6 protein-coding genes are annotated in these 9969 nt (G+C 60.1%); 5 read left to right on the forward strand and 1 reads right to left on the reverse strand.

Annotated features, from left to right (window positions below; all coding sequences use genetic code 11):
- The 3 genes from QAT43_RS11985 to QAT43_RS11995 form a co-directional block, all read left to right on the forward strand.
- Window positions 1-788 (forward strand): methyl-accepting chemotaxis protein (locus QAT43_RS11985; protein WP_305043316.1); only part of this gene is annotated, 788 nt, incomplete at its 5' end.
- 208 nt (window positions 789-996) lie between these two features.
- Complete coding sequence (locus QAT43_RS11990; protein WP_305043317.1) at window positions 997-3054, forward strand: methyl-accepting chemotaxis protein; 2058 nt, start codon at window positions 997-999, stop codon at window positions 3052-3054.
- A 267-nt stretch (window positions 3055-3321) separates the two neighbouring features.
- The gene (locus QAT43_RS11995) at window positions 3322-4989 is read left to right on the forward strand and encodes a sensor histidine kinase (RefSeq protein ID WP_305043318.1); all 1668 of its coding nucleotides are present in this window, start codon (window positions 3322-3324) and stop codon (window positions 4987-4989) included.
- 126 nt (window positions 4990-5115) lie between these two features.
- Here the strand turns inward: QAT43_RS11995 and QAT43_RS12000 are convergent, their stop codons facing one another.
- Window positions 5116-7224 carry a bacteriohemerythrin gene (locus QAT43_RS12000; protein WP_305043319.1) on the reverse strand — a complete coding sequence of 703 codons (2109 nt, stop codon included), beginning with the start codon at window positions 7222-7224 and terminating at the stop codon, window positions 5116-5118.
- A 494-nt stretch (window positions 7225-7718) separates the two neighbouring features.
- On the opposite strand from QAT43_RS12000, the gene QAT43_RS12005 reads away from it, so the two are divergent.
- Together QAT43_RS12005 and QAT43_RS12010 are read left to right on the forward strand one after the other, a co-directional pair.
- On the forward strand, window positions 7719-8933 hold the full coding sequence (locus QAT43_RS12005) for an ammonium transporter (RefSeq protein WP_305043320.1): 1215 nt from the start codon (window positions 7719-7721) through the stop codon (window positions 8931-8933).
- Window positions 8934-9194: 261 nt separating this feature from the next.
- Window positions 9195-9969: hypothetical protein (locus QAT43_RS12010; protein WP_305043321.1), on the forward strand; the 775-nt coding region annotated here is incomplete at its 3' end.

Below are 9969 nucleotides of genomic sequence, written 5' to 3' on the forward strand. Positions count from 1 at the left end.
CGGCGGCCGCCGAGGAGGCGTCGAGTTCCATGGAGCAGATGGCGGCCAACATCCGCCAGAACGCCGACAACGCCATGCAGACCGAGAAGATCGCCGCCAAGAGCGCCGAGGATGCCCGCCAGGGCGGCGCGGCGGTGAGCCAGACGGTGGCGGCCATGAAGCAGATCGCCGAGAAGATCTCGATTGTCGAGGAAATCGCCCGACAGACCAACCTGCTCGCCCTGAACGCCGCCATCGAAGCGGCGCGCGCCGGTGAGCACGGCAAGGGCTTCGCGGTGGTGCCAGCGGAGGTGAGAAAGCTCGCTGAGCGCAGCCAGGGCGCCGCCGCCGAGATCAGTGAGCTGTCGGGATCGAGCGTCGAGATCGCCGAACAGGCGGGCAAAATGCTCGAACAGATGGTGCCCGACATTCAGCGCACCGCCGAGCTGGTGCAGGAGATCGCCGCCGCGAGCCGCGAGCAGGACGCCGGCGCCGAGCAGGTCAACAAGGCCATCCAGCAACTCGATCAGGTGATCCAGCAAAACGCCTCGGCCTCCGAAGAGATGGCCAGCACCTCGGAAGAGCTCTCCAGCCAGGCCGAGCAGTTGCAGCAGGCGATTGCCTACTTCAAGGTCGACGGCCACGGCCAGGCGACGGTGCGCGCCGGCAAGCCGCAGCCGAAAAAGCCCGGGCCCAAGGCCATCGCCCATGTCGCCGCACCGGCGCGAAAGGCCGCGGCCAAGGGTGGGGTGGCCCTGGAGATGGGCGCCAAGCAGGATCGACTTGACGACGAGTTCGAGCGGTATTGAGGAGAAAAAACCGGGGACACGGATCAAGGCGGATTTTACAGGATGAAGGCGGATTAAGCCTCTAGCGGTTAAATCCGCCTTCATTCTGCCGTTTCCGCAACAATCCGCGTCCCCAAGGAATGAGCAACTCGCCAATTTTTGACCTGCCGGCCCCGATTGCCGACTCATTGCCGAGAGAGATCGGCGTCATCATACGATGGGAATAAAGATGTTCAACAATCTGAATCTCGGCTGGAAGATCGGATCAGGCTTCGCCCTGGTTCTTGGTGTTGTGACATTGGTTGCGGTTCTGGCGCTGGTGCGCATGCAGCAGGTCAATGGGCAGACCCGCCTGGTGGCCGAGGAACTGATGCCGGAAATGGCCATCGCCACGGAAATTGAAAATCGTCAGCGCGAGGTCGGCTATTTCATGGTGGGGTATAGCCTCAATCAGGATGCCGCCTGGCTTTTACGCGGTCGCGAGCAGATGGCGCAACTAAGGGACGCGCTCGCGGCGGGTTTTGAACTCGCGGAAAAAAGCGCCCATCTGCAGGCTCTCGGCCCGGCATTGACCGCGATCGAAACCGATGTTGCGTTGTACGAAGCCGCCATCGAGCAGACGGCAGCTGTGACGGCGCAGTTGCTGGCGGCGCGCGAAGCTGCCGATGTCAGTGCCGGGATTTTCATGGACAATCTGGAAGCCTATCTCGATGCCCAGCAGCAGGCCATGCTGCGCCAGATCAATGATGGCGACATTCACTCGGAGTTGGTTCTGCGTCAACAGCGAATCAATGCGGCGGTGGAGTTGCAGTCCCTGGCGGGCGATATCCGTCTGCGCAATTGGCGAGGGCAGGCTTTGCGCAACGCCGATCTGATCGAGAGCGCCGTTCGCAGCGGCGAGCGGTTGCAGGCCGAAGTGCGGAATCTGTTGAATAGCACCCGCCAGGAGCAAAACCGTCGCGTGCTTGAGCAGGTTCTGCAGGCGGCATCCGCCTACCGCGAGGCGGTCGGTCAAATTGCCGCAAGTCAGGCTCGCGCCGGTGAAGTGGCTCAGAAGCGGCTGAGCGCCTATAATGCCGTACTTGCCGCAGCGGCCGAGTTGCAGGATTTGGCCGAAAGCAGCACAATCGAGGGCTCCAATGAGGCGGCCGCCACGCTGTACTCAGCCACTCTGTTTTTGGCGGGTGGACTGGTCGCGGCATTGCTCATCGGGATTGTGCTGGCCTGGTTCATCACCCGCCTGATCACCCGCCCCATCATCCAGGGGGTCGCCTTCGCCGAGTCCGTCGCCGCCGGTGATCTCAGCCAGCAACTCGCCATCGACCAGAAGGACGAGATCGGTCAACTGGCCGGGGCCTTGAACGGCATGGTGGAAAAACTGCGCGAGGTGGTGGCCGACGTGCGCGCCTCGGCCGACAACGTGGCCTCGGGCTCCCAGCAGCTCTCCGCCAGCAGCGAGGAGATGAGTCAGGGTGCTACCGAGCAGGCGGCCGCCGCCGAGGAGGCCTCAAGCTCCATGGAGCAGATGGCCGCCAACATCCGCCAGAACGCCGACAACGCCGTTCAGACCGAGAAGATCGCCGCCAAGAGCGCCGAAGACGCCAGTCAGGGGGGCGCGGCGGTGGCGCAGACCGTGGCGGCCATGAAACAGATCGCCGAGAAGATCTCGATTGTCGAGGAGATCGCCCGCCAGACCAACCTGCTGGCCTTGAACGCGGCCATCGAGGCGGCGCGCGCCGGCGAGCACGGCAAGGGCTTCGCGGTGGTGGCGGCGGACGTGCGCAAACTTGCCGAGCGCAGTCAGACCGCGGCCGCCGAGATCAGCGAGCTGTCGGGATCGAGCGTCGAGATTGCCGAACAGGCGGGCAAAATGCTTGAGCAGATGGTGCCCGACATCCAGCGCACCGCCGAACTGGTGCAGGAGATCGCCGCCGCGAGCCGCGAGCAGGACGCCGGCGCCGAGCAGGTGAACAAGGCCATTCAGCAGCTCGACCAGGTGATTCAGCAAAACGCCTCGGCCTCCGAAGAGATGGCCAGCACCTCGGAAGAGCTCTCCAGCCAGGCCGAGCAGTTGCAGCAGGCGATTGCCTACTTCAAAGTCGACGGCCACGGCCAGGCCACCGTGCGCGCCGGCAAGCCGCAGCCGAAAAAGCCCGCGCGCAAGGCCACGGCGAAAGGCGGCGTGGCCTGGACATGGGCGCCAAGCAGGACCGGCTCGACGACGAGTTCGAGCGGTATTGAGGAGCAAACACCGGGGACAAGGATCAAGGCGGATTTTTCAGGATGAAAGCGGATTTAACCGCTAAAGGCTTAATCCGCCTTCATTCTGCCGTTTCCGCAACAATCCGCGTCCCCTGAGGTTTGAGGTTTTATCCGCTCCGATCAGATTTTATCCGTGTCCCGAGGGATTTTTTCTAAAGGATATTTGTCGCTGGACAGTCAATCCCGTACCGATTAAGATTCTCAAACGACCCACGCCGGGGCAGGTATTATCCTGCCCCTCTTTGCATAATCGCTTTCGCCTTCGGGGCGAGAAATGAAAGGGGAGGCATCTTTGACGGCTTGGTTCAGGTTCTGCGCCGGCGGCGTGCTTGCCCTTCTTCTGCTGTGGGTTGGTCCCGCCCTGGGACAACCCAAATCCAACTTCGGCTACGAAATGTTTCAGCGCCACGGCGCGGTGATGTTGCTCATTGATGCCGAGGACGGCAGCATTGTCGACGCCAATCAGGCAGCGGTCGATTATTATGGCTATCCCCAGGACCGCCTGCGCGGGATGCGGATTCAGGACATCAACACCCTCTCCGAGGCGGAAACCCGACAGGAGTTCGAGTCGGCGGCGCGGGAGAACCGCAATTATTTCATTTTTCGTCATCGTTTGGCCAATGGCGAGATTCGCCCCGTGGAGGTCTATTCCTGGCCCATGGATCATGCCGGCCGGAGAATTCTCTTTTCCATCATTCATGATGTTTCTCAACGCCAAACCCTGGAGGACGCCCTAGTGCGCAGTGAGGTGCAACTGCGCTATGCCGAGCGGGTCGCGGGGGTCGGGCATTGGACCTATGATTTCGCCTCCCGGACTTACTCTTTTTCCGACGGCGCAAGGAAATTGCTTGGTCTTGAAACCAATACCTTGCCGGCTGAGGCCGTTGTGGAAATGGTTCTGCCCGAATTTCGCGCCCAAATCGCCGAGGCGCGGCGCCAGCTTCTGGAAATCGGCAAGGAATATACCGTCACTCTCAAATTCAGACGGCCGACGGATGGACGTATTCTTGTGCTGGAAAATCGCGGAATTTTCGATCCAGCGGAAAACAAGCTTTTCGGCGTGAGCCATGACATCACCGACTTTGCCCGGGCCATGGACACCCTGGAAACGCGAACGCGCAGGTTTGTCCTGGTGATGACCCTGGCGATCCTCGCCCAGTTTGCCGTGATCGTCCTTTTGGTGCGGGCCATCCGCACGCGCAAGCAAGCCGAAGCCGCGTTGCAGGATCGCGAAGCCAGTCTTCAGCGCAATGAATGCTTGTTGCGGGAGAAAAGCGCGGAACTCGAAAATTTCACTTACACCGTCTCCCATGACCTGAAAAGTCCCCTGGTCACCATCCAGACCTTTCTCGGCTATGTGCGCGCCGATATCGCCCGAGGCAGCCAGAACAACCTGGAGAAGGATTTCAATTACATCGAGGGGGCGACGGCGCGCATGGCGCAACTTCTCGGGGATCTTGGCGAGTTGTCGCGTGTCGGGCGCATCGACGGCGAGAAGATTTCGGTGGCGTATCGGGATCTGGTGCGTGATGCCGTGGATATGGTGGCGGGCCGGATTGCCGAGCGCGGCGTGGCCCTGGACATCGCCGAGGCGGATCTGACCTTGGTGGGAGATCGGTCCCGCCTGGTGGCCATTTGGCAGAATCTGGTGGAAAACGCCGTCAAATACATGGGGGACCAGGCCGAACCGCGCGTTGAAATCGGCGTGTCAAGGGCCGAGGGAAGCCCGGTCTTCCATGTGCGCGACAACGGCATGGGCATCGAATCCAAGCATCGGGAAATGATTTTCGGCCTGTTCAAGCGCATTGACAACGAGGGGGAGGGCACGGGTTTCGGTCTGGCCCTGGTCAAGCGGATTGTCGAGATGCACGGCGGCCGCATCTGGGTCGAGTCGCAGGGTTTGGGGCAGGGGAGTTGCTTCTTTTTCATTTTGCCGGAGGCTGAAAAAGTTGCTTCCTAGGGTTGGTTACCTACGGCAATCCCCGACAAATCAGGGGGATTGCCGTAGGTGTTTATTCATATTCAAATTTTCGCAATTGTAAAAATCTCCATGTTTCCGGATGCCGGTGAGACGGACGTCGGAATGCTATAGCACCCCGCGCTGATTGAGATAGGGGCCGTATTTCTTGTCGGTTCCCTGAATATGGTTGATCAGCCAGCCTTTGAGGAAATTGAACAGATCGCTGGATACCGAAACCTTGCCGGCTTTAAATTTCTTTTGGAAATCACCCACCTGACTCACCAGATGCGCATGCGCGGCCTTGTGTTCCTCGAAATCGGGATAGCCGTGAGATTTCATCATGCGTTCTTCCTCGAAAAAGTGTTTCTGCGTATAGTCGACAAGTTGCGCGAGAATATCTTGCAAAATCCCATCGCCCTGGCCGCTTTTCATCGCGGAAAACATCTGGTTGATCAGGGCTACGAGTTTCTGGTGCTGGCGGTCAATGTGCTCGATGCCGACGCTCAGATCGTCGCTCCAGCGCATTAACACAGATTCTCCCGCCTGGGGAGGATGCGCCGCCGGGGCAGGCAGGACCGGCAATCCCTTGGTCCGCGCGGATCCGCCCTTGAGGTGAAACCGTTGCAGCATGCGATGCAGTTCCCGCCCCTGGCCCGCGAGTTCCTCGGCGGCGGCCGCGGACTCCTCGGCACTGGCGGTGTTCTGCTGGGTCACTTGATCAATTTGCGACAGGCCCAGGTTGACCTGACTGATCCCTTCGGCCTGTTCATTGGCGGCTGCGGAAATCTCGCCGATGAGATCCGAAACTTTGGTCACTCCGGTGACAATCTCATCAAGAGCGGCGGCCGTGTGATCGGCGATATTGCCGCCGTTTCTGGCTTTTTCAACGGCGACCTCGATCAGTTCCTCCGTTTCCTTGGCCGCTTTGGCGCTCCGCGCGGCAAGATTGCGTACCTCTTCGGCCACCACCGCGAAGCCTTCGCCGTGCTGACCGGCGCGTGCGGCTTCGACGGCGGCATTGAGAGCGAGAAGGTTGGTCTGGAAGGCGATCTCGTCGATAACCTTGATGATTTTGGAAATATCGCCCCCGGCGCGGTTGATCTCGCTCATGGCCTGAATCATGGTCCGCATCTGCTGCTGGCCGCGCGCGGCGGATGCGCTGGCCTGGTTTGAGAGGCGGGCTGCCTGTCCGGCATGGTCGGCACTTTGTTTGATCTGGGCCGCCATCTGATGGACGGAGGCGGAAATTTCCTCTAGGGAACTGGCCTGCTCCGTGGCTCCCTGCGACAGGGATTGGCTGGTTTCCGCGACCTGCTCGGCGCCTTGGGAAATCTGGTTGCCGTTGCTTTGCACCTCAGCCAGAATTTGATTGAGATCGTTGCTGACCTTGGCGAGGGATTGGCGGATTTCATCCCGGGCGTCAAAGGAAACCACGCTGAAGTCGAGATCCCCCGCCGCCAATTTTTTCATGTTCGCGACGATGTCTTTTTCCAGGGTGTCGGCGAAGCCGTCGATGGCCTTGGCCATCTGCCCGATCTCGTCGTTTTTGTCGATGTTCAGGCGCATGCCGAGATGGCCCCGTCCCAGTTCCTCCATCATCGCCACCAGCCGCTTCAGGGGCGCGCACACCATGCGGCCCAAGAGGAGCACCACGCTCAGTGCGGCAACCAACAGGCCACCGCCGCCGGTGAGTACCCCCGTCTGAATACTTTCTGCTCTCGCGGCGATCAGGTCTTGGGCAAAATCCGCTTCCGCGGTCCGTAGCCCCTCCAGGCTGAAGCGCACATACAAGGCTCCGGCCGCGCTGTTTTCCGAGCGATCAAAATGGCACTCAATGCAACTGGCAGTGAGTATCAGGGCGCGACTGAGGGTCACCGAGGCCTGGTCCTCGACTTCCTGCAAGGGCTGCGCGCCCTGATTCGACATTGGGGGCATGACGAACTTCTGCCCAACGCTTGTCTGGAGGCTGGAATGTTTGATCTGGCCCTGGGCGTCGGTCAGACCCACCTCGAGGACTCCCGGGACTTGCGACAAGCCGTGAATCAACTCCAGAAACAGATCCATTTCGCCGCGCGCCACCGAGCCCGAGGTGCCGACTTCCAGGCTGATGAAGACGCTGCGCGCCTGGTCAAGGGCTGAGTCCCGCAGGGCCTCCAGGGCATCGGTACTGGAGTGATTGAGCAGGGCGTTGCTCTGCAGGGTATTGATGGTCGTACTGACCGCAAACGCCACCATCAGGATGATTGCAAGGAAACCGCCGACCTTTACCTTAATCCCATTAAGCCCAGAAGTCATAAATCCCCTCTTTGGTAAAAAGCTTTATAAAACGGCTGCTTGGTGGCCGATGAGAGCTTGATTATTGGCGCGTGCTAACCATGGGCGAATTGATCGAATTGTGCAAAGAAAAATTTAATTGCAAAGAGAAAATAAGAATTTGCTCAAATTGATCCTTGCAGAAAATCAGGTCAAGGCACGGTGCTGCGTTAATACCGACCCTCGAAAATTAATCAGCGTCCAATCTTGCCCCATCGTGCTTATCGCAAATCGCGCCCAAAAAACAGGCTGTCCTGCTGCATATTTATTCAGATTTGGTGCCGATGGAGGCCCTTTTTGCCCAGGGCGGGCGATTTTTACGCCGTTCTTCCATTGGGTACACTGTTTGAAAGACCGACTCGCGTCAGCCCGGGCAAGGGTGCTCGGGCTCTAACAAAGACGAGGAGGTCTTGACGATGGATTCGGCGGTTACTTCCCTCATTCACGGGGGAGACGTACTCTTTCTCATGCTCGGGGCGGTCATGGTGTTCGCCATGCACGCCGGCTTTGCTTTTCTCGAAGTCGGTACGGTGCGCCGGAAAAGCCAGGTCAACGCCTTCGTCAAGATTCTCACCGACTGGTCGGTTTCGACCCTGATCTACTTTATCATCGGCTACCCCCTGGCCTACGGCATCCACTTTTTTCACCCCGCGACCGCACTGCTCGCCGACAATCAGGGCTATGAGCTGGTACGGTTTTTCTTTCTGCTGTGCTTCGCGGCCTGCATTCCGGCGATCATCTCCGGCGGCATCGCCGAGCGGGCCCGCTTCTGGCCGCAGGTTGCGGCGGGCGCGATCTTCGTCGCCTTTGTCTATCCCGTTTTCGAATCGCTGATCTGGGGGCAACACAGTGAAGGAGTGCAATCATTTTTCGAACACACCTTCGGCGCGCCCTTCCATGATTTCGCCGGCAGCGTGGTGGTGCATTCCATGGGTGGCTGGCTGGCCCTGCCGGCGGTGCTGTTTCTCGGGGCGCGCAAGGGGCGCTTCGTGGGCAGGCGCAGTCAACCCATACCCATCAGCAACATTCCGTTTCTTGCCTTGGGCAGCTGGATTCTGGCGGTGGGCTGGTTCGGGTTCAACGTCATGAGTGCTCAAAGCCTGTCCGGCATCTCGGGGTTGGTAGCGGTCAACTCCTTGCTGGCGATGGTCGGCGGGGTGCTATTTGCCTTGGTGGCAGGGCGCAATGACCCGGGTTTCGTTCACAATGGTGCCCTGGCCGGGCTGATCGCCATCTGCGCCGGTTCGGATATCGTGCACCCCCTGGCCGCCTTTCTGATGGGCGGACTGGGTGCGCTGATCTTCGTCTATGGATTTCAGTGGGAGCAGGAAAAGCTTCAAATTGATGATGTGCTTGGGGTCTGGCCCCTGCACGGCATCGTCGGTACCTGGGGCGGCATCGCAGCGGGGATCTTCGGTCAGCCATTGTTCGGTGGGATGGGAGGAGTTTCCTTCACCGCCCAACTCGCCGGCAGCGCCTTTGCCGTGGTTTGGGCCCTGGTCATGGGCGCGGTGATCTATGGAGGGATTGCCAAGGTTTTCGGTATTCGCCTCGACGAGGAAGCGGAGTTTCGCGGCGCCGATCTCGCCATTCACCAGATCGGCGCCTATCCAGAGGAAAACGTGCGCTAAGTCAAGTTGGCGCAACGCAGGCAGCGCCCAAAATAGCCGGAATTAGAAAACAGGACTAGCCGCACGGGGCACTGAGGAATCGAAGGGGGCAGGGCAGGGAAACTTCTTCTTCAGTTTGCCGCAAGCCCTTGCCCCCAGGGATTCCTAACGAATTGGCTCTTGATTTGTGGCTGCCGAGGGCATTAGAGTGCCTTTATGCCCAAAGCGCCCAACCACGCCCTTCAATCCCTCACCGGCTCCTGGCCGGCGGCCGCGATTTTTTTGGTTCTGCTCGCGGGCGGCCTCCTGTCCTGGTGGTCCATGCAGCGGGCTGACGAGGCTTTGCGTCAAGATCTGCTCCGCCGGGCCGAATGGCTGGCGCAAACCATCAATGCCGATCACCTCAAGACCCTGACCGAGCCGCGCTCCGACTCTTTTTCCTCCGCCCAATACCGTCTTCGGCATCAGTTGGAGGCCGTCCTCTCCGCCGATCCCCGCCAACGCCGCATCATTCTTCTGGAAAGCGGGGCCGAGGGTCCGAAACGGATTCTTGCGGTTTCTTCCCCGGAGTCTCCCGGGCGGATGGACATTGACGATGTTGATTCAATGTTGCCTGGCGAAATGCCGACGGTGCTCGGTCCCTGGAAGGATGAGCAGGGTCGCTTCTTGCGCGCGGTGGTGCCGATGCACCGTTTCGACGGCGAGGGCAATGTTTTTTTATTCTTGGACGTGGACGCGCAAGGTTGCTTCAAGATCCGCCATGGCGCTGCTCTGCCCGTCCTCTGCGGGATTCTGGTCCTGAGCTTGATCTTGGCAATTTCCGGCTGGATGCGGCGGGGTGGGGCGCGCGAAGCCGGCAGCCCTCGGGGCGCCTTGAGTTTTTTCGCGCTCTGGCTGGTGGCTGCCGTTGGGGTGGTGCTGACCTTGGTCGCCGCTTGGACGGCTCATGAAGAAGAAAGCCGCGACCGCCGCCAGGGCTTTGCGCAACTGGCCGACGCGCGCACCAAATCCGTCGCCGAAATTTTGCACGACGTGCGGGATTATGAGCTGGAAAGTC

The sequence above is a fragment of the Geoalkalibacter sp. genome (assembly GCF_030604225.1).
Lineage (GTDB): Bacteria > Desulfobacterota > Desulfuromonadia > Desulfuromonadales > Geoalkalibacteraceae > Geoalkalibacter.

Coding starts and splice junctions, on each gene's coding strand:
- QAT43_RS11990 (WP_305043317.1), top strand. CDS start 997: ATGTTCAACAATCTGAATCTCGGCTGGAAGATCGGATCAGGCTTCGCC.
- QAT43_RS12000 (WP_305043319.1), bottom strand. CDS start 7,224: ATGGTGGCGTTTGCGGTCAGTACGACCATCAATACCCTGCAGAGCAAC.
- QAT43_RS12005 (WP_305043320.1), top strand. CDS start 7,719: ATGGATTCGGCGGTTACTTCCCTCATTCACGGGGGAGACGTACTCTTT.